This window comes from Mycoplasmopsis agassizii, assembly GCF_002272945.1.
Lineage (GTDB): Bacteria > Bacillota_I > Bacilli_A > Mycoplasmatales > Metamycoplasmataceae > Mycoplasmopsis_B > Mycoplasmopsis_B agassizii.
In genome coordinates this window covers 413,417-437,812 of the sequence record NZ_NQMN01000001.1, presented here as the reverse complement: position 1 = coordinate 437,812, position 24,396 = coordinate 413,417, and the positions used below count along the sequence as shown (strand labels likewise).

The following is a 24,396-nucleotide window of genomic DNA, read 5'->3' as shown; positions in this document are numbered from 1 at the left end:
ATGCTTGAAAAATTTACAATTTTAAAAACTAAATACAAACAACATCAAGAGTGAGCAAACATCATGATTTTTGCTGAAGATAAAGAAAAATACTTTTTCTTAGAAATCTATGATGAAGCTTCACCTTATTCAAATGTCAATTTTGAAATCAAAACTGACATTAAAAACTTTTACACAAATAGTGCAGTTACTTATGAAGTATCGAAAAAGTTTTTGCACAACAATTTTGTAACAGTGCAACTAGAATCAAATTTCAAAGGTAGTTATTTTGAAAGAGATATCACCGTTAATAAATCTTTAAAAATCAAGCAAATTGATCAAAATCAACAAAAGCAACTAATTAAAGAAATCGAAACTAATTTGGATAATGTTTTGCAATCAAACATTATGCAAAAACATGTGGAAATTACTAAAGCAGGCGCTAAAAATGATTTCACTCATGCTGATGCAGAAACCGATGCTTTAAGCGAAGCATTAGATTCTGCTTTTGAAGAGCAACCGAAAACTGAAGAAAAAAGCAAATCATTTTTTGGAAAAATCAAAGAAGCAATTTCTGAAAAGAAAAAAACTAAATTTCATAACATGCAGGAAGAGCTAGCTAAAAAAGCAGAAACTACTTTTGCAGAAGAACCGATGGAAGAAGTTACGACTTTTAAAGCAATTGCTAAACCTTCAAAAACTAAAAATGCAACTTTAGCAAAAGAAATTATTGAAGAAGCAAAGGTTAATGAAAAATCTGCTAATTCAATTGCATCACAGGTTATTAGTTCCTTAAAAGTTCTAGGGTATCAAAAAAGTCAAATTGATTATGCTATGAAAAATATTGTGCTAGCTGATACTCGTGAAAAATCAATTGAAAGAGCAATTGTTGCAATTGCACAATCACCTGATGTAAGAACTGTAAAAGCTGAAACAAAAGATCAAAATATGAGTGCACAAACTTCACAAATCAGACTTAAAAAACGTGCAGTTGCACAAGCTAGTGTAACTGAATTACAAAACGAAAGGGGATTACAAAATGAGCAATAAAAATCAAAATTTGAATTTGTCATGCGAAGCATTACAAAACTTAATTGAATCAAATGAGCAAATTCAAATGACATCTGAGCAATTAGAATTTTATTCTAAAAATTGTAACGGTGAAATTTTAGAGGTTGATGATGAATAAAAAAATCGAAGATCAACGCAACGAAATCACCGAAACACTAATTAAAGCAATGGAAGCAGGGATTAACCCTTGAGTTGCTAATTTTAATAACTATAACGGTTTAACTGGAAACCGTTATAACGGAAACAATATTTTAAGGCTACAAGCTGCAAGATTACAACAAGGTTTTAAAGATCCTAGATGGATGACTTTTAATCAAGCAGTTTCAAAAGGTTTACATATTAAAAAAGGTTCTAAATCAACTAATTTAGAAACTCTAGTTGAAGTTGTTGATAAATATTCGAGCATTAAAATTGTTAATTTAACTGATGAACAAAATGCAGAGTTCAACAAGAAAAAAGTGATGGTTAACTTCAAAGTTTTTAATGCTGAACAAATCGATGGACTAGCAAAAATCGAAATTCCTCAAATGACAGTTGAACAAAACAATACCTTAATCAAATTAGTTGAAGAGAAAATGGATCTCAAAATAGTGATGTGAACGCATTCTGATCTTCCTAATTATCAACCCTTAAAAGACACTATTTTCATTAACCCGATGGAAGCATTTAAAGAAAATGAATTTGCACTAACACTTTTACATGAAGTTGCACACGCAACTCAACATAGTAAAAGATTAAATGATGATACTCGCAAATATAACACTATCGAAGAAAGAGCAAAAGAAGAATTAATAGCAGAATTATCTGCTACAATGATTGCTTTTGATCTAGGTTTAAATCTAGGAGATTTTGGAATTAAAAATAGTGCTTCATATTTGGATAGTTGATTAAAAGCCTTAAAAGCAGATAAAAACTATATTTGAGAAGTTGCTAAAAAAGCAAATAAAGTTGCTAGTTATGTAAAAGAGAAATTGGATTTCAGTTTTAATAATGACTTTACTTCTAATCTAATTGAAAAAGATGAACAAGCTAAATCTGAAACAATTTCTGATGTAAAAATAGAATCTGAAAAAGTTAATCTAGATTCTGAAACTACGATTATTAAAACTATTTCAGAAACAATTGAAACATCTAAAATTAATGAAACTAAAGAACAAGAAGCTATTGATAAAGCAGATTCAAAGTTGCAACAATTAATCAAATCTCATTCGATTAATTTCACTGGTTTATCGAAAAAAGAAGAAGATGTAAGAATCGAAGAAGCTGCAAATGATGATCAACCTAAATTAGAAACTTATCATAAATACGTTAAAGGTAAAGATGAAAGCAATATTGCTTTCATGTCGGACGCAGAAGCAAAGTCTGATAAACCTTATCATTTGAAAAAAGAAGAGCAATTTACTACAATTGCAACTCATGTAAATCATGAAGGAAAAGTAATTAGTGAAACTGCAATTTCAAAAACAGACAATAAAATGGTTCATATCTATTTTGATGAAGCAGAAGCTTTAAAAGCTTATGAAGAAGCATTAAAAGCCGCAAAATCAAAACGCAAAAAAACTGAACAAGAACAAATTTTAATGGCTAAACCTATTGCTTCAAATTCTGATAATGAAACTGAAGAAGTTACTTATAAATTTGAACTTATTAGCGAACATGAATCAATTAAAGAATTAGCAATTAAAAAAATTGAAGCTGCAAAAGCTCGTGCTAAAAAACGTACACAAGCACAAACTAGTGCTAAAACTAATTTAAATAGTGAAGCACTAGCAAATACAAATTAGTAGGCTTTATAAATGTTACCTTCATTAACACCTTTAAAAATGAAAGACATTTTTAGGTATAAAAAACAGCATTATAATGGTCATATTATCGTCATTAGCGAAGATGAAGACAGTTATTTTTTCTATGAATTATACAAAGATAGATCATTAGGAAACTATGCAATCAAAACTGAAAAGCAAACTTATTACATCGACAAATTTACTTCTTATGCAGTTGAAAAACAATACATTAATCATTTAGTGATTAATGAAAATGATGAACAAAATAAGTTGGATGTAACAAGTCAAGTTCGCTTAATTCGGGATGTTTATGATTCATGAGAAAAAAATTTTGATAATCATAAAATTTTATATTTAAAACCTAATGCTAATTACAACCTGAAATCCAGTGATCAAGTTGCAGCTGCAAAAGCAAGACATGAAAAATTAGCATCATTACAAAGTAATGCTAATTCATATCAAGATGAATTAGCAAACAATAATTAAAAAATACAAAAGAAAGTAGGTTTAAATGCTACCTTTATTAACGCCTTTGAAAATTAAAGATCATTTCAAATATAAAGAATATCAGCAAACAGATGAAATCATCATCATTAGCGAAGACAAGGATAGTTACTTTTTCAACGAGTTATTCAAATATGAATCACATGGTAATTATTCTATAAAAACGCAAAAGCAAAACTATTCTATTGATAGATATGTTAGCTATGAAATCAAAAAAGATCATTTGGATAATTTAGTTTATGATCAAAATGATGAAACAAATGTTTTACTTGAAAAAGACAAAATTAAATTGCTTTATGATATTCATAAATCACTAGAAAAAAATATTGATGATCATACAATTGTTTTTCTAAAACCTTATCACGATAAAAAACCTGAACTTTTAGATCAACTTGCAGCTGCAAAAAATAGACATCAAAAAATTGCTAATGCACAATCTAGTGCTTTAACAAATGATGATGAACTAGCAAATACAAAATAAGATGAGTAAAATCAAAATTAAATATTTATGGATTTCGCTATTCAATCTTTTAATTTTTAGTCTAGTTTTAATTCTCGGTATTTTCTTATTTTCGACACTTATTTTTATCTTCATTAATGGCTTTTCTCAAGTTGATAGTTGGGGTAATTCAAATAATTACATCAACAGCATTGCTACAATTTTAAGTGAAAAGTGATACATCGTAATCGGCTTAATTTTATTAACCTTTTTAATCTTATGACCTTTTATCAACTGGTGATGATTAAAAGAATGATGGTTAACTAAAACTAATAAGAACAAAAATATTAGTCCTTGATTTTATAATGAAAATGAAGGTTCACTTAATTTAGCAAAATTCAAATCTAAATTTGCAGATAACAAAAAACCTGGATGAGTTTTAAAATATTTTAAAACTAAAGCAAATGATGTAAGTCATTATTATGTCAATAATGATAGCACTCATTTAGCAATTCTAGGAACAACTAATAGTGGTAAAAGTCAGTACATGATTTTAAATAGCATTTACTATAATTGTGCTTTAGTTGATGAAAATAAACCTAATATGATCATCACTGACCCTAAAGGTGAATTACTTAGTTTACAAGGTAATCGCCTAATTAATAACGGCTACGATATTAAAGTTTTAGACTTAAATGATGCTCGTTATTCGATCGCCTGAAATCCCTTATATATGGCTCAAAAACATATTTTTAATGGAACTGATGCACCTGATTATTATGCTGCATGAAATAGTATTTTAGAAGCGGTTGATTCATTACCTTGAAATGCAAAAGATGAAAAATCAATTTGAGTGCAACAAGCTAAAGACTTAATTTTTAACATTGCAAAATTTATTTTGCTATTCAGTTTAGAAGAAAAAAGTTTTTTAGAAAATTTCAATTTTGAAAAAATCCTTTACTTTTTAAATGCTGAAACATTTAAAAAAGGTAAGTGAAATGATGTCATTATTGATTTAGCCGAAAAAAATTCGCACTGGTATGAACTATATGATTTTATCGTTGCACAAGCAAGAACTCCTGATGTAACTTTCGGTGGTTATCTAGCAAATGCTCGTGACATTTTAAAAATATTTAGATCTAATTCACACGTAAGAGAAATCACAAGCTCAAATGATTTTGATATCGTGGAAGCTATTAAATCTGATAAACCTTTTGCTATTTTTGTTAAGTTTCCTGATCATAAAACTAGTGGTCATTTTCTAATTTCAATGTTTATTGATCAAATTTATTCACAAGCAATTGAAGAAGCAAATAAACAAGAAACTGGAGAATTAAAACGTAGGTTACAATTTTATATTGATGAATTTGGTAACCTACCTAATATCCCGCAACTAGCAAATAAATTATCAATTGCTAGAAGTCGTAATGTTTTATTCTCGCTAGTTTTACAAGATTATGAACAACTGAAAAAATATGACACTGGTAGTCATGAAGATAAAATTATTAAATCGCAATTAGGCTTAACTGCATTTTTAAATACTAATAACGAAAACACCTTACAGGAAGTTTCAAGGATGTTAGGTGAAAAAATAGTTAAGAAAAAATCTGTTTCAACTTCAAAAAACAATAAGTCAGTTTCTGAAAGTGAAAGCAAAGAAAAAGTAATGGATGTTGCCGAATTAAAATCTAAAAATAGTGATGAGTTGATCTTCTTCAAAATGGGCTTAAAACCGTTTTTATTAAAAGCAAATATGTTTTATGTCATTAATAAAGACAAGCGTTATTTTGCAACTCATAGCAACTTATATACAAGTAAATTGATTAATAATTGAAATATCTCCGATATGCAAAATAGTGAAACTGATTATGCTTATAAATCTTTAATCGAACAAGATGAAGAGATCAAACAAGCACAAAAAACAAAGACTGATTTTGACATTGTCTCGGAAAATAATTATCAAAGTAAAACTATTTTAAATAGTTATGAAGATGATGAAGTTTCTGATGATGATCAAGATCAAGTAGCTAAATTAAAATTTCAAAGCAAGTATGCTGATACTGATATTGATGTTTAGCAAATTTAAAAAACATTATGAATTAAATTCATAAGAAAGAAGTAGCAATGAACTTAGTTATCATTCAGGGTAAAATTATGAACAACATATTTTTACAAACTAAAATTAATGAAAAAGATGGAGAAAAACAAGTAGTTGAATTTTTAACTAATACTGTTTTCTCCTGAAACAAAGCAAAGAATCAAGGTAGTAATTATGTGCCTATAATTGCATTTAATCATACTGCAAAATACATTGCTAATAATTACAAACTTGGCGATGAGATTTGGTTTAAAGGTTACTTTAAATCAAATTCATATGAGAAAAATGGTGTAAAAAAATATACTTACACAATTGTGGTAGATGATGTCTATCAGTCGTATAATAGTTTTAGTAATCTTGAAGAAGAAACAAAATCAGAACCGATTTTGGGTCGCTCAAAAGAGATGATCGAGAATCTAACTCAAGAAGATTTTTTTAGTGAGTAGGAAAAATTAAAATGTTGAAAATCAAAAGACTGTTTAAATTTAGTTTATTAGCAATTGCTAGTGCATCAGTTTTAACAACTGTTGCCTGCAGTATTTTTAATAATGACCCTATTTTCAAAGATAAGCCGCAAGACCCTAAAGTAGAAATTGGTGAAGGTGGAGAGAAAAAAGTAAAAGTTGCAGTTGAAAATGATGAAACAATTTATTATGAATTGCCTGAAATCAAATACACTCAAACTGAATTTACACCTTTACCTTTAATCGATTACATCATGGGAATTGAAAATTTAACTAATTTAGATAGCGACAATAAACCTATCAAAGATGATTTTATTGCTCTTGATCAAATGAAAAGTAAATACGAAGAAATCAGAAAATTAGTTGCTCAACCTGGTGGTATTGTTCGTGGTTCAGTTGCTGGTGAATATCATAAAAAATTGAATGACTTGTACTCAAACACAAGACTATTTAGCAATGATAAAGGTTCTAACATGGAAGCAGACTATGAATTGCAACCCTTTTTTGAAAACTTTATGAATCTAGAAGAACGCATTTTAATTGATAGCCGTAAACCTGAAAGTTACAATAGATGATCAGAGTCACTAAAAGATCAACAATTCTTTGCTAGACATGAAAATTTTATTGCAGCAGGTTTATTTGCAGCTACAACTTATTCAATTGCAATGGGTCATAAGTTAATTGACTTTTATCGTTCATTCATCGAATATCGCCTATGAATGCTAGGGCTTTCAGGTGGTGATTTTGAGACTCACTTTAAAAGTGAAGAAGCAAAAAAACACTTAATTGCAGTTCTAAGTAGTTTAAGTGAATACTTAAACGTTTTAAAAAGTCAATGACTATATTCTGAAAAAGAGTTATTCATTAACAAGTTTTGAGAAAAAACTTATACAAAAATTGTCAATCTGGTTTCAAACGAACTATCACCTTTAATGCAATATGCCGAGACAGATTTAAAAGTGGATAGTACTCGTTACACAAACACTTTAAAAGATCTAACTTCAGATAAAAAAGCATTAATTCAAAGAGCACAAAATCTACTTAACAATATCGCACCTATTAAAAATAGCACTAGTTATACAGCTGATGAAATTACTAATTTCATTAGTAATTTTCAAACTAAATTTACTAAACGTTTTCGATGAAACTTTTAGATGGCTTTTAATCCGATTTTACATAAAGCAACAATTAATTTCGTATACACTCACCCTAAAACAAATAAACGCAAAGTCTTGAGAAAAGACAACTACTATTTTTTAATAGTAACTCATATAAATTTGAAAAAAGTTCTGTTGATTTACACAACAAAACTTCAATTTCTTTTTGCAATTAGGATAAAGGATTATAAAGATTACTTTACTTTTGTGCAAAAAAAAGACCGTCATATCTTTATGCCTAACCCGATTAAAAAACGGGTTCATAAAATGTATTTAGCAGATAAAATTGCTATTTTTGATCCTATTCGTGAAAGAGAAAAGTTTCATATTTGACTATCAATGAAAAACTATTGAGACTATAAATGAAACCCTTCACGTGGATATATTAATTACATGCAAAGGCGTAAAGAACGACTGGATAAAATTAATAAAACTAAGAAAAGAGGAAACAATGATAAATAATATTTATCAATTTCTAAGCAACATCATATTATCAACTGATGCACGTGGCAAATTAAAAGAAGGGCTTGAAGAAGTTTCTAAGGAATCGCTAAAATACGCATCAATTTTTTTCGGTGCAGTTGCGGGTTTAGTTGCTGTTGTTTTAATAGTAGCAGGAATTTATTATGGTGTCATGTTAGGAACATCAACCGATGCCGAAAAAAGACAAAAATGAATCAAAAACATTAAATGACTGCTTGTTTCATTTGTAGCAATTTTAATTATTTGGGGTCTTGCTTCATTAATAATTGGTGCAGTCAATGGTGTGTTTAGTCAAGAAATAAAAGTTAAAAGTTTAATATTTGATAATCATTTATGGGTATTCTAGATGCACTTGCTTCGGTAATAACTTACCCTTTACTTGCAGCCGCTTGATATTTAGTGGTTTGATTGCCGATGACAATTTTAAAGTATTTCAGTATGGCTTTAAATTTAATCGGCTTAAAATTGGCTAAGTTTTTGATTTACAAAGATGGTAGCGAAGTTAATTTTAGCGACTTACCTAAGTTTTTTTTAATGTTTACAGTAATTGCTGTTTCATTTTGAGCCGTAATTTTACTTTTAATCTGAATTAGAAGTGCTTTTATTAGTGAACGCAATAAAATTGAATCACTTAAAACAGGTTTTAAATATTCTTTTGCTGCAATTGGAATTATTTTTTTAATACCTTTAGCAATTGGGATATTTTTATTGCTAATTCAGTTATTAATTAATTTAGTTTTTGGTAATCAAAATGGCGATGTCACGGGTATTTTAATGGATTCAATTAAACCTAATTCGATTAATGGAGCAGAATGGCTTAAAGTCAGAAATGAATTTAAACTTGTAAAATTTGACACATATTTTTGAATGCAATCAGGCGACATGGCTAAATTTGTTATGCAGGCGTTAATTATCGGAATTGATGTTTTAGTTGGTTATGTTTTTTCATTTGTAACAATTTTACAAAAGAGTTTTGATCAACTATTTTTATTTATCATCTCCCCCTTTGTTGCACAAACAATGATGATTGATGGTGGAAAACGGATGTCGAGTTGAAAAAATCAAATGATTTCAAAATCATTAGTAATTGCAGCTATTTTAATTGGTTCAGTTTTATTTATTAATGCAATTACTTTATTTGTTCCGAATGTACAACGTTTTACAAATAATGATGATGTATTTCTAAACTTTGTCGTAGTTGCAATTGTTTCAATTGGTGGTGCATTAAGCATTGCTGAATTTGGAAATATAGTTGCTAGTTTTATTGGTGAAAGTTTTAGTATCAAAGAATCAGCAGCTGCAACACGGAGTTTAATCAAAGGAGCTACAACGATGGTTAGCGTTGGTAGTGCAATTGCAGCAGGTCCTGGTGCAATGGTTGCTAAAGCTGCTTCATTACCTGGTAAAGTAGCTGAAAGAGCACTTTTTGGTAAAGATAATGAACTTATGAAATTAAGGGGACAATTAGATTCGGGTCAACTCAATAAAAGTGAATACAAACAAAAGAGAAACGATCATATTGAGAAAAGAAGAAATGATCTTCAATATGCAAATGACTCTACTGGTGGCTATGGCATCAGAAAAGCAACTTTAGCAACTCGTGCTTTTTTTGATAGAGTAAAGAACAAAGGTGATTCACCGCAAGCAACAAATAGTTCTGGAGCACAACCTGAACAAGCAAATACAGCACAATCACAAGCTTCAACAACAGTTTCAAGTACTAGTTCTAGCCCTAATCTTACTAATAATATTATGCAAGGTGTTAATACAACTGCAAATGTTTCATCAACTGCTTCAACTATTAAAAATCAAACTGCAAATGCAAATCAAGCACCTAAAGTAGTTAATGTTAATACTAATACGCAAGCACCTAAAAATAGTGCTTCAAGCAAAATTTCACCTTCATTAACTAGTGAAACAAAAACATCAGCAACTCAAAAACCTGTAGCTTCTGAAAGTTCTAAATTTCAAAATAAACATACCTCTATTAAACCGACATCATTAAAATCACCTAACTTAAATAAGTTAAAACCTTCAAGTAAACTAGATAAAAATTTAGGAGACAAAAACAATGATAATACCTAAAGCATTTAGAAAATTAAAACTAATCATTTGAAAATTTATTTCATTATATGACATTATTTTTATTTCCCTTTTTGCAACTATTGCAGTCGGTATTTCAATTCCTTTACCTTTAGATGAAATTTGACAAAAATTTCTAGTCGGCTTTAGTATTTTTCTAGTGCAATTAGTTTTAATTGCTTATAGCAAACATCACGATGCAAAATTGTATGTGATGCTTTATCGATGGTTCAAATATCTTTTTATTATCAAACTATTTGATAGCAATAAAAAGAGTAAAAATGCAAGCATTAAAAATTTGATACCGTTTCAAACTTTTAATGAAAAAAACATTGTTTCAAAAACTATTTTAGGACAAAACAAGGTTTATATTATGGCATTAGAAATTAGTGGTGTTGATATCACTAATTTAAATAGTGAAGCAAAAATGGTTAAAATTGAAGCTTTAGCAAAATTTTTTAATTCATATAGTGACAGGCTAACTTTTGTAAAGCAACTAAAGCAATATGATTTTAAGTCTAACTACAATTTTTTAAAAAAACAAATTGAGAAAAGTGATAGTGCATGAAAATACGAATGATTTGAAAGTCTATATCAGCAGTTTCAAATTCAAAATGCAGAAACTGTAAAAGAAATTTACAACATCATTTTCTACGGTAAAAATTCATATGATTTACATATGAATGTTGAAGCTGCAAAAGTTGAATTAGCAGGTATAGGTTTTGACAGTAAAATCTTAAGTGGTAATGAAATTGGTGCACTGAATTTAGGTTTATTTTTTGAAAACAGCATTGCTGAAAGATTAAATAAATTAGAAGTTAAAGCTTCACATTTAAAATTAAATGATACCTACGTATCAATTAATTCGGTTTCATCATTTCCCTTACAAACTAACTTTTTATGACTAGCAAATATTTTTGCTGTACGTTCAAATGTTGTCATGCAAATTGATAATGTCGATTTTGAACAAGCAAAGAAAAAGATACATCAAGCTAGTTTAAATTTGCAAGGTAATTTAAATGAAAATTTAAAAACAGTTGAAACTAAAGAACATCAACTATATGCAGAAAGTATCGAAATTTTAGCTAATGAAATTGCTGCACAAAAAATCAATTTGAAAAAGATTCAATGCTTTTATATTACTAATGCAAAAAGCGAAAGAGAACTTAAGGAAGTTGAAAAAGCAAACCGTAAGTTCTTAAAAACACAAAACTACATTTTAAATAAATTAGTTTATTTGCAGCTTGAAGCATTTAAAGATTGCTTTTTCAAAACTTATGATTATTTAAAATTCTGACAAGAAATTTCACCCGAAACAGTTGCTTTTGGTTGACCGATGAATGATTCAGAATTAAATGATCAAAACGGTTTATTGCTAGCAAAAACCTTCAATGATGAAATCATTGTTTTTGATCAATTTAAAATCACAAACAATCGACCTAGTCATAACATGGTTATTATGGGTAAAACTGGTTCAGGAAAATCAACTTTAACGAAAAAACAACTAGCCTACAATTTAGCAATTGGTAATAAAGTAATTATCATTGACCCCGAACGTGAATACCGTGCAATGGTTGAAAATTTTGGTGGCTCATGAGTTGAAATTGGTATGGGTTTAAACACCGTTATTAACCCTTTAGAAGTTAGAGTAAGTTTAACTGATGAAAGTGAAACTGCTGATAATTCTAAAGTTATTGCTTCTCATTTAGAGTGATTAGATTCATGGTTTAGAGTCTTATTTGCAGAGTTTACAGATGGACATATTAGGCTTTTAATTGAATCAGTGCAAGAGATTTATAAGAAATTAAATTACTATGATGAATCATTTAAACTGGATGAATTAGAGCCTAATCAATGACCGATTATGAGTGATTTAATCAAGCTAATTGAAGCAAAAATTAATGTTTCTAAAAAGAAAAAAGACACTCGTTACAATTTGATTTTAGAAATTTTGGCTTTCAATTTTCAAAGAGAATCAATTTTATCTGATCTTTATAACGGTGCAACTAATATTAATCTAGATCACGATTTAATTGTTTTTGATGTGCGTAACTTATATAACGGTGAAGTTAATCCGAGTATTCGAGCAAGTATTTTTACAATTCTTTCGTTAGTGCAACAAAAAATTGTAAAACACCGACAAGACAATTTGAGCTTAGATCGTGATAGTAAAAAATGACTTGTAGTTTGTGTCGATGAAGCACACTTACTATTAGATGAAACTAATCCTGCAACTTTAAATTTTTTAATCAGAACTGCAAAAAGAATTAGAAAGTATTTTGGTGGTTTAGTTTTAACTACACAAAATCCTAGTGACTTTAACACATCAGCATTAAGCACTGGTAATGCAAATGCAATTATGGCTAATATGCAATATTCTTTTTTTATGAAATTAGAATCAAGAGATATTGATGCAGTTGATCAGATGTTTAAACATATTGGTGGTTTAACTATTAATGAACGTAGGTTTTTAGCTTCAGCTGAAAAAGGTGCAGGAATTTTTAGTTATTCATCTACTAATAGAAAAACTATTAAAACTAATTATACAGATTTAGAAATGCAGCACTTTTTTGACAAAGAAGATGTGACAAAACAAGTTGTTTATGAAACTGTTTTAGCAGATGATGATAAAGCAATGTTAGTAGACAATTGGCTAGTTAGAATTTTAGTCAAAATATTTGCAAGAAAGAAAGTTAATGAAAAAAAATCATAATAAAACTGAAGTAAAAGTTGATGATGAAGAAGTAATTTTAGATGAATCTAGTAGTGAAACTGGTGTAAACATCGGTGAAGAAGGTGTAATCCTAGATGAATCTAGTAGTGAAAACAAAGCAGAAGAATCAAAATTACAACTTGAATTAAAAGATGCTTTAGATGTAACAAAAACAATTAAAAATTCATTTTATGAATTAGATAAACGCAAATTATCTTATGAAGATAAAATGGCAATAATTGATTTTACACTTGAAAATGATCTAGATTATGAGCTAACTGCTGAATATTTCAATTTACCTAAAAATCGTGTTTACAACATTTTTAACAACTGAAAAAAACGTGGCATCAGCAACAAAAATGAAAAACTAGTTAAAGAGTTAATTTGAAAACGTAATCAGGAAAAAACTAGACTAGCCAGTCTAGAAGAATCAGATTTTGAAAATGATGAAAGCGAAGAAGGTGTCATTGTCACTGAAGAAAAGCATAAATATGATGACAAAACCTTTATCAAATTAAAAAAATATGATATCAGAATCAGAATTTCAAAGTTCGATGACATTATTCTAGTCAAAAAACTAGAAAAAAGATTAGAAGCAAAAGGTGAAAAACTTTCTAGTTATATTAGAGATTTACTAATTGAAAATCTTGAAAACGATAGCAGGGTGCAAATCTTTAAGGATTTTAATAAGCAAATTCTTCAGATGTTTCATAAGGCTTTATACTCTAGAACATCAGGTATCACAAGAGCTTTTAACAAAAGAATTTTACCTGTTGGTTTAGATTCTGAAATCATGAATAAAAAACTGGACATCATTTTAAATTCACTATTAGGTAATGTCAAATTAACAGATTATAGTCCGAATAATTTACCTGATAAAGCATTTGAAGAAATAATATTATTCGAAACGCATCGTAATGAAGCGATCAAAATTTTAGAGAAAAAATTCGAGCTTAATCTTTCAAGAGATAAAAAATTATTAATTTCTGAACAAGATTATATCGATGAAATGTTCACAGAAGTAGGAGATATACAATATGAAAATAAACAAGCTAAACAAAACAAAAAAAGCAAAAAAAGTACTAAGTAAAAAAGAAAAACGACAACGTAGTTTTATCAGACTTGGTATCTTTTTAGGTATCACTGTCATAGGGATTGCTGTTGCAGGTATAGCATCTTCAGTTAATCAAAATAAGCAAAAATCAGAGTCTAATGCTACTGCAATTACTGCATTAGCTAATGCAGACTCTGGTTTTGTTTCATATAATGAATTTAATACAGATCAATGGGGAAATACAAAAACTAGTAACGCTGGTGGTATAACATGACATGTAAATGAAACTAACAGAGTAAGAAGACCTTATAACATTTATAATAAAGATGCTAATAAAGAGCAGAGAGCCTATCTTGAACTTTTATATGATGGAAAAACGGTTAAAAAAACTTCAAGTTTAGCTAGAGACTACAAGATAAAAGAGACTATTTCTTTAGGATATGGCTCTCATGGTTTAACTTCATTTGATGGTACAGCAAAAACTTTTAGAAAAGAATTAAAATATGAAAAAAAACAACCGAACATCAATTATCGTGAATTAAAATCTAAAAAAATGACTGTCAGAAACAGTGATGGTAAAGAATTAGATGTTAGTTTTTTAAATATTTTACATGGTAAATTTGTCGGAATACCCGATGACAAAGTTATCATTGATGAAATCAGTGTTAACATAATATATAATTATTGGACAAAATTAGATCAACAAGGAGGCTTTTATGGTGCATTTTTTTATGAAGAAACTTCAGTACTTGGCAGACCTATTATTGAAGTAAAAGTTACAGCACATGAAACAATGTCTATTTCTAAAAATAAGAAAATAGTAGACAATTTCATAAATACTTCAATGATTTCGTTAAATAAGGATGTATTGATAGATTCTGATGTTGGTTGAAAAGATGGTTTTGCAACAAAAGCTTTAGAAAAATCGGATGAAGTTGATAATACTACTAAAATGAATAATTTTTTCTTATCTAACTTAAATAATCTTAAAGAGCAAGCAAAAACTAGTAACAAATTTATAAGAAATATTGATGCAAATTATGAAATTTTCAATATTGTAAATAATGATTCTAAATTTCAATATCAGGTCACAATTTACTTCGAATTATTTGATGAAACAAATCAAAGATGACAAAAGTTCAAATACATTTGAAAAAACAAAAATTTAATTACCTTGCGACATAATTCAAATTATGTTAATAATAGATTATTTGAAAATCGCTTAGAATTAAATGGGTCTTATATTGTCGAATATTCTGATAATCTTGAAAATGCTGAAGCATCAAAAGTAAATAATAAGCAAACTACTTCAACAACAACTACTAATAACAATTCAGGCAATGCTCTTCTACTAAGACCTCCTAATAATGCTTATTTACTTCCTCAATTGGATAGATTTAGAGAGGAAACTAATACAAATTCTTTATATAGTAAATGGTGATTAAATAACAACAAGTTCTCTGATTCTCAATACGATAGTAACGGTAAATTCAAAGGTGATTATAATCCTGATTGAGATCTAAAATTAAAGTATGGTCCATTTATTTTAGATCCTAATCTTTGGGGTACAAAAACGCCTGTAAAAGTAACTTCATTAACTACTCCTACAGTTACTTCATCAACAAATAATTCAAATCAGCAGTGAAATCCTAATCTAGAAAACATATCATTTAAAATGGTCGAAGATAAAGGTAAACTTATTAAAGCGCCTAATTTAAGTGATCCTGCAAATAAAGATGGTGGTACATGAGAGTATTATAGTGATGTCAATGTCAGATTTACAACTACTCAAACTGAAAATGAAATATTAGAAATAAACGGTAATAAAATTGATGTTATTGATAACGTTTTTAGTATTAGATTATCTGATACTCGTAAAATTGAGTTAAATGAGAAAAAAGAAGAAGTTCAAACTGGAACAAACGAATACAAAATTGTCTTAAAACAATTTAAAAAAGACAACAACAATAACATCGCATTAATTCAAACATACACAAAAACAATTGTCATTAAAGGAAAAAACGATGTTTTTGAAGCTAAGTGATATGCTTGAAATCCTGAGAACAACAAGCAACAAAAACTTCTAATTGAAAAGTATCTTAAAGATGATGATGGTAATGAATTACTTAATGAAAAAGGCGAAAAAGTTTTAAACCCTGCTTATGATGAAGATATCAATCCTAAGACAGGAACTAAAAAACAACTTATTTGGGTTAAGAATCGTAGAATAACTAGTTTAAAAACTCTTCAAGACCCGCTTGATCAAAACAACAATTCGCTAATCAGAAGAAATGGTAACTTCTACATTAAGGATTATGGTTTCATAGCAGAAGCTGCAATTTTAGGTAAAGGTGCTAATTTATCTGCAGCTGGTATTGAAAAATTAAATAGATACGATGTTTTCTATTCTGAAAATTATGATCCTGTTAAACAAGATGAATGAAAGCCTTACAAAATTAATAATGAAGACAGTTATTTCTCAAAAAGCGGAATGTACTTATTTGTTGCAAAAGCTAATTACGGAATTGACTCAATTAAGATGGTAGCAATTGGAGAAGACTTTGATAACAAACAAAAATTCCTAGATCAATTTGTTGATTCAGGTCGTTACGGATGATTAAATTTTTGAGATTCACAAGCAGGTAAACATTTAGCACTTTGGTTTAAAAACAAGGAAATTGAAGAAAATGTTTACTTAAAATATTCATATGAGGAGCTGCTTTACTTTTGAAAACAATATGTTGAATCAATTGCTAGAGCATCAATTACGAATGCAGATGCTGAAACAATTAGAATTGAATTTGATCAAGATAAAGTTAAAAAGTACTTTAACGATAAGTCTAGAACAGATACTTTTAATATAACTAACGATTTCATTTTAGAAAATAAATGGTTTAAGTCACAAGTAGAAAACAAACTAAAACTACCTATTGATAAAACAAAAATTGAATTATCTGCTAAAGTGGATACCGAAAATTCAATGATCACCTTTGACTACAGAATTTTATCAATTCCTGTTAACCTATACTCAGTAGAAGTAATTAATCAAGAGTTTGCAATTGCTTTTAAAGGTGATAAACCTATCGATAACACTGGTAAAGATATTGTGTTTAGCGGCTTTAAGGTTAAAGAAGCTGAAGTAGATCCTAATGAAATTTATAAAGTAAATTTCAACTATGAATATGCAAAAATAATCATTGAGCAAATTACTAGAGAACAGTTTCAAGAAAGATCATCTAGTTTATTTGCTAAAGAATGACTTTATAAAGTGGTTAACACATTAGATCCGAATAAAACAGCAAATGTTGTATTTGACACAATGCTTTTTAATGACAAAATAGAATTTAATTTTAGACCTGTTAAAAAAGGACAAACTCTTCTAAAAGATTACGCTAAATTTTTTGTAAAAGCAGATTTTAAACCTGGACTAAAAATATGAGATGGGTCATGAAAACCTTTTTATGATGGTTCAATTGCTGATTTAAATTTAAACGGTTTAACTAAAGTTGAAGACATCAAAAAGAAAATTTTAGAATATGCAAAAGAGAACTTACCTAGTGAATATGTCTATCTAAAAGATTACAAAATCGACATAAGTGATCAAGTTTTAAATAAGCTTAAAACTGTCTACACTAAAGATGCTAATGCATTTTACAATGCAGCAATTGTCATCAGACCTTTGGGTATTTATTACGGTGGTAATTCATTTATTGTTTACAACAAAATAGGTGGTACAAACACTAATAATGTTGACTTATCTAGTGAAGCAGATAAAGCAAAATTACGTACTGAATATAGCTATAAAACAAATAATTTAGATGAATTAAAATCGTTATTTATTTCTGATCTGAATAAGGAATTAGCAAAAATGAAGCTTACTTTTGCAGATGTAACAATTCCTAGTTTTAACTATTGATTTACTTATTTAGTTTCAAAAGTAGGTAACAACAGTGCAACATTAACGATTAAAGGTAATAGTAATTTAATCGAGAAAAACTTTGTTGTTACTGTAAATAATGCAGTAACTAAAGTTGCTGAAGGCTTAAAATTAGACATCTCAGATATTGAAGTAGAGCCCTTAGAAATGCAATTAACTGCAAAAGATGAAATTACTAAAGTAATTAACGATCGCTTAAATAAGATAGTTTTAGACTACAAATTAGAGCTTAAAAACTTAAAGTTTTCAGCTTGAAGACATTACAGTTGATTAAGAGCATTAGTTGCTAAAAATCCTCCTGAATGAAAAATATCTACTTTCATATCAATTAGTGGTATTAACGATTATCAAGGTTCATTTAATCAAATAGTAATTAATAAATCAGGAACAACTCCGTTTGATCCTGATGATACAACCCCAGGTAAAGGTGGTTGAACAAAACCCGAAGGTGAAGATTCTGATGATACTGATGATGATTCAGGAGCACCGACTACACCTAATAATGCTACAAACGATAGTACTAATTCAACTAATGCAGATGGTTCAAATAGTTCAATAGATGAAGCTGCAGCTGAACAAGGCCGCAATATTTTACTAGGTGTGGGTGTTACAGTTGGTATTGTAACGTTTGCAGTTTTAGGCTTTTTAGCCTACGGTTTATACCTAAGAAAACGTAGTAAAAATATTTAAAAATTATAAAAATTTTGTATAATTATAGAGCATAGGTTATTCTAAACAAAACTTATTTCTTAACTATATGCAAATTAATCCCCCGCATTAGTGTTAAAGCTATCACATAGTACGCCCCATTGCAGTGATAGAAGTTGCTAAAGGCATAAGATATGAGAAAGAGTTAATTTATTAACTGTCTAACTAGTATGTCCTCAAGTGATCGGATTGGGCTGTCAACAAGCGGCAGAGAAAAAGACCCTTCGGGGTCTTTTTTATTTGTTACAATATACTAGAAATGAATATTAATGAACTACAATTATTGAGACCTTATATGGTTAAAAATCCTAAATTTTTCAAAAATTTATTAAATATGTCAGTTGAAAATGTTCATCCTTTAATAGTTTTTAAAGGTGAGAAACATTATTATTTTATGGCATTAAAAAGTTATAAAGAAAAATATGAAAACTACCTGTTTGAATACAACAAAATTGTTTTAAAAGGACAAGGAGTTGGTTTTCAAATGACAAAAAATAGGTTAGTAGATAACGATGTAATTTATAAAGTAGAAAAATCTTTGCTTGAAAAAAACGTTTTTTCGACTAAAAAAACAAAAGTAAAAATCATCAACAATAATGAAATTGAGCAAATATTTAACGATTTTTCAAGAAGGTTATTAACTGTCCCTCCTGAATTAGCACTAGCAGAAATAACATTAATAAATAAAAGGGAAACACAAACAAAAGTTATTTACGCAAAGAATAATATTTTTAATCAATACAAAAAAGCATATGAAATACAGGAAAATTCATCAAAAGCATATATAAAAAAACTTAGTTTTATGTACCGACAAAATCAAATTTCTAATGCTTTTATTCATGATCCTGACATAAAAAAATTACGAGTTTTTAAAGAATTAGAGGATTTAAAAACTGTGCTTACGAAAAGTATTGAAGCTATTAAACATTCAAAATTATCTATAAATCTTTCTAATGTTAATCAGGAAAAACTTAAAAATAAAATTACTTTAGGTACTTTAAAAGAGCAAGCAAACGGCTTAGAAATGTAATTAATTAAAAATTTTTATTAGCTAACCTAAAAACTTTTGGCAAAATTAAAACATGTATAACTTAATAACGAAGGAAGAAATAATTGCAAAAATTATTTCAAATATCAATGAAAATGAAGACTATGTTTTCAAAAATTTTGATTCAGAAAAGTATAGATTTCATGGCTGAAAAAACCGAACTTTGATCACATCATTTGGAAAAGTTCATTTCAAAAGAAGGCGTTATGCTTGCAAAGAAACAGGTAAAACATTTTATTTTGAAGAACAAAATAAATATATAAATGATAATTTTATCATTGCTAAAGAACTTGAACATGCTGTTTTAGAAGACTTAAAAGCAGGTGCTTCATACCGTGAAATTGGTGCAAAATACAGCATTAGTTATAGGTCAGTAGGTAAAATAAATGCACGTAATAAAGGTGAAAATTTAGGCAAAAAATGCAGTTGCAGCAACGATGAAAAAGGAGTTATTTACCTTGAAATAGATGATACTTATGCACCTATTAAAGACACTAAAAAAAAGTAATTCAGACAAGAAATAGGGTAATTGTAGCTCATCATGGTAAGAATAAAAACGGCGAAATCAGTTGCAAAATTACCCTAATTGAACAAGCAAATAAAGAACTAAAAGGTAGTGAACTACCTATTTTAAGAGACAAAATTAAGGCTCATGTTGAGTCTTTTTTTAATGTCAAAAACTACAAAATAGTAGTTAATGCTGATGGTGCAAAGTGAATTAAAGGATTAGTTAAGCTACTAAAAGCAATATTAATGCTAGACAAATTTCATGTTTTTAGAAGGCTTAGTCAGGTTTTGAAGTATCGAAAAAGTAATTCAGAAAAAGCATTGGTGCTTCAAAAAATCGAAAATTTACTTGGTCATAACCTCTATGAAAGCACTAAAAAATGGCTTGAAAATAGCAAAGTTGATAACGTAATAATGCTACTTCAATGAATTAAAACTACTTTTAAAAGTGAGTTAAATTCAAAATTAAGAATGGATTTTTCAAGTTTGATTAAGTATTTAAAGTACAACAATTACGCAATTCAGAACTGAAAAAGCAAGCTATATATTGGTTCTAAAACAGAAACTTATGTAAATCATCTTCTAAAAAAATTAGTGAAATGTCCGTTTGGAAGCTACTCTAGACAGGTTTTTAACAACATGATTGTAAGAAATTCTAAAACTTATACCTTAATAATTTAGACTTAATTTTTCAAAAATTTTGTAAATTTTCACATCGGTTCCCATTTCGTAGCCTGAAAATTTGCATTTTCTTGTATTACTACGTAATACAAAATAGCGTGATTGTCCTGAAAAATTTGAAAATCGTCCTAATTTTTCGTGCGTGGTCAAAAATTCCCAAATTGAACATCAAAAATTTTTGAATGTATATTTACGTAGTAAATATAAAAACACACAATGTCGTTCGTTTAGAACAGTGTCGGACATTGCTTAGCCTGTTTCAAAACGCACGCGCGCGTGGAGTGACTTGCACAGTCACAAAAAACAAAAGACAGAAACGAAAAAATAAAGCAGGGTAAACCTACTGCTTTCTTTTCAAAACTGCATTTTCAAAAATTTTTCAAAAAAATCAAAATAGGGTATAATAAGGGTACCTAAAGTTTTGTTTAGGATTATCTATTAGACAAAGCTAAACACCGTAATTCACACTATCTTTTAAATAAAAAAATCTTGCTTAATTGCAAGATTTTCTTTTAGATTAATTCTTGTAGCAAAAGTCTTAAACCGACAGCAACACCGTTATTAAATGGAATTGTAATTGTTTTAGTATTTTTATCTTTAACAGTTTTTCTAGTGCTTTCGACAAAGAAACCTTTTTCATCAGTAATTACTCATCTAATGCCGTTATATGTCATAAATGTACTATTTCTAGTTCCATCAATTGGATTAAATGTTCATGCTTCACCACGAGCAAATTCGTTTGAATCTTTTGCGTAGTTTTGTAACCCACCAATTACTAAGGTATCTTTATTTGCACCAATTCAGTTGTTTCTTGTTTTACCATTTGACATAACAACCATTTCATTAATTGGGTTTGTAATTGAATTTCAATCTGATTTATTATAAGGATAAATTAATCCGTAATTTCTGATTGATTTAGGTGTTTTCTTATCAACCATTAAGGCAAAAGCATTTGCAAAATTATCTAATTTTTTAGGGCTATTTTTACTGTTTTTTACGAATGTTTTAATAAATCTTGATCAGTTTTCATAAGTATTACCTTCAGATAATTCTTTGAAAATAACAACTAAATAATTATCATTAACATCTTCCTTGATTTTGCCATCAATAGTTAAGAAAGCTGGTAAGAACCCTGCAAAATCTGTTTTAAAACTAACATCTTTATTTGCTGAGCGACCAGTTTTATCTTTTAATGTCGCTTTAAAAGTTAAACTTACATCTTGATCATTAATATTTCAAGTCAATAGTTTTTTAGTGCTTACAAATTCTAGGTTTTGCATTGAAGAAGCTAGTGGTGTTTCTTCTGAAGCACTCATTTTTAATAATTCAATTACTTTTTCAAATGATAAGTCAGGTTTTAATAGTTCCTGTAGTTTTCATGATTCAATAGAAGTTAAATTATCTTTAACTTTTCAAGCATTAATTTCTCTAGCAAGTTCTTGAATTGGAATTTTGATTTCAAAACCACCAATTCTAATTTCTTTACCATCAACTTTATCTAGTGAATCAACAACTGTACCATCTAATCTGAAAAATTCATTGTCATTTCTTTTTAAATAGATGTTGGCATAGATAAATCCTGTTTCGGCATTAACTTGATTACCTGAAACTGTTTTTCTTACTTCTAATTTAAGGCCATGAGTTAGTTTTGCTCTTAAATCTGTAAATAGATCAGCAGTAACTGTATCAAATTGTGCAATTGCTTGTTCTGCAGTTAACTCTGATTTAAGAGTGATTAAACTATTTTGAGCTAAATATAGTGAACGCGCAAGCGTTCTTAAACTATTTAAATTATTAACAGTTATTTCTTTACCAGTTTCTGAAGAAAATTCATTACCTTCAACAGTGTAAAATTTATCACTTGTTTTTAGGATAACTAAAATTTTGGCTAAACCATTTAAATCATCCGTTGAGACAATTTTGAATTCAACTGTTGCATTAGCTAAAGGTGATTTGATTATTGAACTTAATAAAGTATTAACATTATCAACTGTTAAAGAGGTTGGAAAAATTTCTGTATTAACCGCTGCTGAATATGATTCTAATAATGAATTAAATCATGTTCTCACAATTGTTGAATTATCAACAATTGGTGTTAGAGGGTCTTTTATTTCTGGATTTTCTGGATCAGGTGTTACAGGGGTTCCTGGTTCCGGTGTTGGATCAACTGGAACATTAGTTCCTGGTTCATCTATAGGTTTACTTTCATCGCTAGAAACTGTAAAACCAGTCAACTTAACTGATTTTCCTGCATCCACCATTGTATCTAATGCATCACCTTCTATATTTAGAAATTTACCATCTTTTACTAATAAGACTTTAAAACTTAATTCTCCTGTCTTATCATCAACTGTTTCATTCATAAGTTCTAACTGAAGTTGATAACCTTCAGGAACATTTGAAAATTTTGATTTTAATGTATCTAAATTTTCTTGTTTAAATTCACTTGCTTTTAGTTTTTTAAACTCTTCATTTTCTAAAGCGATAGAATCAGAAATAATTCCATAAAAAGCAATAACTTTCTCTTTATCAACTACAGCACTTGTTTTAAATCCACTTAAACTAATAACTTTGCCTGGAGCAGATTCTAGGTCTGATTTTATTTGTCCATCTACATTATAAAAAGATGGTGCTTTAAAAAGAACTACCTTAACTTTAAGTTCTCCTGTTGAGTCATTAATAGAATTATTTACTTTTGTTAAAGATAATTCGAAACCTTCTGGTACTTGAGTAAGCGGCGTTTTAAAAAAACCTAAATCAATAGTATTAACTTCTGAAGGTAATAAGTTGCTTTCACTTTCAGAAACTATATTAGTTTCTGATAAACTTTTGTATCATTCAACAGCTTTTAATTGTTCTTCTGTTAAATTTGGAACTTCAGGTGAAGGTTCATCCTTATTTGTTTCTGGTGCAATATAAGTAATATTTAGTTTTAAATTTGCAGAAACATCATCACCTTCATAGGTTAGAAGTAAATTTAAAATAATTTTACTTTCTTCAATAGTTGAACCTTCATTTTTAATGATGACTGCTTTACCTAGAGTCTCGATAAATTTTTGAGAACTATCAGAATCTAATAAAGCAGCAACTGAAATACTTGCTGTTGCTTTTTTTGCATCTTCATTTAATTTATCAATTGTTTCGTATGTATTTTTTGAATTAAGTTCAAGTTTAGATAGTGTTTCAACAATTTTGTTAAGCACTAATGTACGTTGTTCTTTTAAATCAATACTAGTATTTGGTGCACAAGCTATTGCTGTTGCACTAATAGCCCCAGTTGCAAAAAGACCTGCAAACAGGAACGTTTTTTTGTTTAGTTTTTTCATATATATCCCTATTAAAATTGCTAAAAGTAGTTTAATGATTTTTGAAATATTTTCAAAAAACTCTCTTATCAATTAAATAATATCTTAAAAAGCCCTTTTTAGGTTATTTTAATAATATTAATTATTTTTTGAACAGATGCTTTCTACTTTAGAAAACAAGGTTTTTATAAGTCGCTTTTTAGTAATAATCTAGGTAAAATTTTATACTTAAATCGAATAAGATCTTATTTTTTAAAACTTGAAATCTGTTCACAAATATTTTGTTTTTGGTTTAAAAAAAGTCGGTGAATAACCGACTTTTAGATAAATATTTTCTACTAAATTTCATAACTTTAAATTACTAGAAATTTGTTGAAAATAC

18 protein-coding genes are annotated in these 24,396 nt (G+C 28.4%); 17 read left to right on the top strand and 1 reads right to left on the bottom strand.

All coding sequences use genetic code 4. The annotated features are described in order from the left end of the window. The 17 genes from CJF60_RS01655 (at position 1) to CJF60_RS01580 (ending at position 20,709) form a co-directional block, all read left to right on the top strand. Complete coding sequence (locus tag CJF60_RS01655) at positions 1–1,029, top strand: hypothetical protein (RefSeq protein ID WP_084232851.1); 1,029 nt, start codon at positions 1–3, stop codon at positions 1,027–1,029. Further along, positions 1,019–1,168 carry a hypothetical protein gene (locus tag CJF60_RS05220; RefSeq protein ID WP_159444226.1) on the top strand — a complete coding sequence of 50 codons (150 nt, stop codon included), beginning with the start codon at positions 1,019–1,021 and terminating at the stop codon, positions 1,166–1,168. Before CJF60_RS01655 ends, CJF60_RS05220 begins: the two co-directional genes overlap by 11 nt. Further along, entirely contained in the window at positions 1,161–2,834 is a 1,674-nt protein-coding gene (locus CJF60_RS01650; protein WP_180737976.1) for a zincin-like metallopeptidase domain-containing protein, read from the top strand. The genes CJF60_RS05220 and CJF60_RS01650 overlap by 8 nt, the downstream gene beginning before the upstream one ends. A 12-nt stretch (positions 2,835–2,846) precedes the next feature. Continuing rightward, positions 2,847–3,320, top strand: a complete 474-nt coding sequence (locus CJF60_RS01645) for a hypothetical protein (protein WP_084232857.1) — start codon at positions 2,847–2,849, stop codon at positions 3,318–3,320. Between the two features lie 25 nt (positions 3,321–3,345). Continuing rightward, entirely contained in the window at positions 3,346–3,819 is a 474-nt protein-coding gene (locus tag CJF60_RS01640; protein ID WP_084232858.1) for a hypothetical protein, read from the top strand. A gap of 1 nt (position 3,820) precedes the next feature. Beyond that, the gene (locus CJF60_RS01635) at positions 3,821–5,854 is read left to right on the top strand and encodes a type IV secretory system conjugative DNA transfer family protein (RefSeq protein ID WP_095279119.1); all 2,034 of its coding nucleotides are present in this window, start codon (positions 3,821–3,823) and stop codon (positions 5,852–5,854) included. 47 nt (positions 5,855–5,901) lie between these two features. Beyond that, complete coding sequence (locus tag CJF60_RS01630) at positions 5,902–6,321, top strand: single-stranded DNA-binding protein (RefSeq protein ID WP_084232855.1); 420 nt, start codon at positions 5,902–5,904, stop codon at positions 6,319–6,321. Positions 6,322–6,332: 11 nt separating this feature from the next. Next, complete coding sequence (locus tag CJF60_RS01625; protein ID WP_084232854.1) at positions 6,333–7,493, top strand: hypothetical protein; 1,161 nt, start codon at positions 6,333–6,335, stop codon at positions 7,491–7,493. Further along, complete coding sequence (locus CJF60_RS01620) at positions 7,494–7,958, top strand: hypothetical protein (RefSeq protein ID WP_095279118.1); 465 nt, start codon at positions 7,494–7,496, stop codon at positions 7,956–7,958. Further along, positions 7,948–8,325: an Mbov_0395 family pilin-like conjugal transfer protein gene (locus tag CJF60_RS01615; RefSeq protein WP_084232868.1), complete on the top strand. Its 378-nt coding sequence runs from the start codon at positions 7,948–7,950 to the stop codon at positions 8,323–8,325. The genes CJF60_RS01620 and CJF60_RS01615 overlap by 11 nt, the downstream gene beginning before the upstream one ends. Further along, positions 8,313–10,064 (top strand): Mbov_0396 family ICE element transmembrane protein, encoded by a 1,752-nt coding sequence (locus CJF60_RS01610; protein ID WP_095279117.1) that lies wholly within the window; start codon positions 8,313–8,315, stop codon positions 10,062–10,064. Before CJF60_RS01615 ends, CJF60_RS01610 begins: the two co-directional genes overlap by 13 nt. Further along, complete coding sequence (locus CJF60_RS01605; RefSeq protein WP_084232844.1) at positions 10,051–12,774, top strand: Mbov_0397 family ICE element conjugal transfer ATPase; 2,724 nt, start codon at positions 10,051–10,053, stop codon at positions 12,772–12,774. The genes CJF60_RS01610 and CJF60_RS01605 overlap by 14 nt, the downstream gene beginning before the upstream one ends. Continuing rightward, positions 12,758–13,864 carry an Mbov_0398 family ICE element protein gene (locus CJF60_RS01600; RefSeq protein WP_084232845.1) on the top strand — a complete coding sequence of 369 codons (1,107 nt, stop codon included), beginning with the start codon at positions 12,758–12,760 and terminating at the stop codon, positions 13,862–13,864. Before CJF60_RS01605 ends, CJF60_RS01600 begins: the two co-directional genes overlap by 17 nt. Then, positions 13,812–18,455, top strand: a complete 4,644-nt coding sequence (locus tag CJF60_RS01595; protein WP_095279116.1) for an Mbov_0399 family ICE element protein — start codon at positions 13,812–13,814, stop codon at positions 18,453–18,455. The genes CJF60_RS01600 and CJF60_RS01595 overlap by 53 nt, the downstream gene beginning before the upstream one ends. 277 nt (positions 18,456–18,732) lie before the next feature. Further along, positions 18,733–19,503 carry an Mbov_0400 family ICE element protein gene (locus CJF60_RS01590; protein WP_095279115.1) on the top strand — a complete coding sequence of 257 codons (771 nt, stop codon included), beginning with the start codon at positions 18,733–18,735 and terminating at the stop codon, positions 19,501–19,503. Between the two features lie 52 nt (positions 19,504–19,555). After that, on the top strand, positions 19,556–20,029 hold the full coding sequence (locus tag CJF60_RS01585) for a UPF0236 family transposase-like protein (RefSeq protein ID WP_084232860.1): 474 nt from the start codon (positions 19,556–19,558) through the stop codon (positions 20,027–20,029). 245 nt (positions 20,030–20,274) lie between these two features. Next, complete coding sequence (locus tag CJF60_RS01580; RefSeq protein WP_084232861.1) at positions 20,275–20,709, top strand: hypothetical protein; 435 nt, start codon at positions 20,275–20,277, stop codon at positions 20,707–20,709. Positions 20,710–21,221: 512 nt separating this feature from the next. Here the strand turns inward: CJF60_RS01580 and CJF60_RS01575 are convergent. Continuing rightward, a complete protein-coding gene (locus tag CJF60_RS01575; RefSeq protein WP_084231922.1) occupies positions 21,222–24,035 on the bottom strand; it encodes a lipoprotein 17-related variable surface protein in 2,814 nt (937 codons plus the stop codon). Between the last annotated feature and the right edge of the window lie 361 nt (positions 24,036–24,396).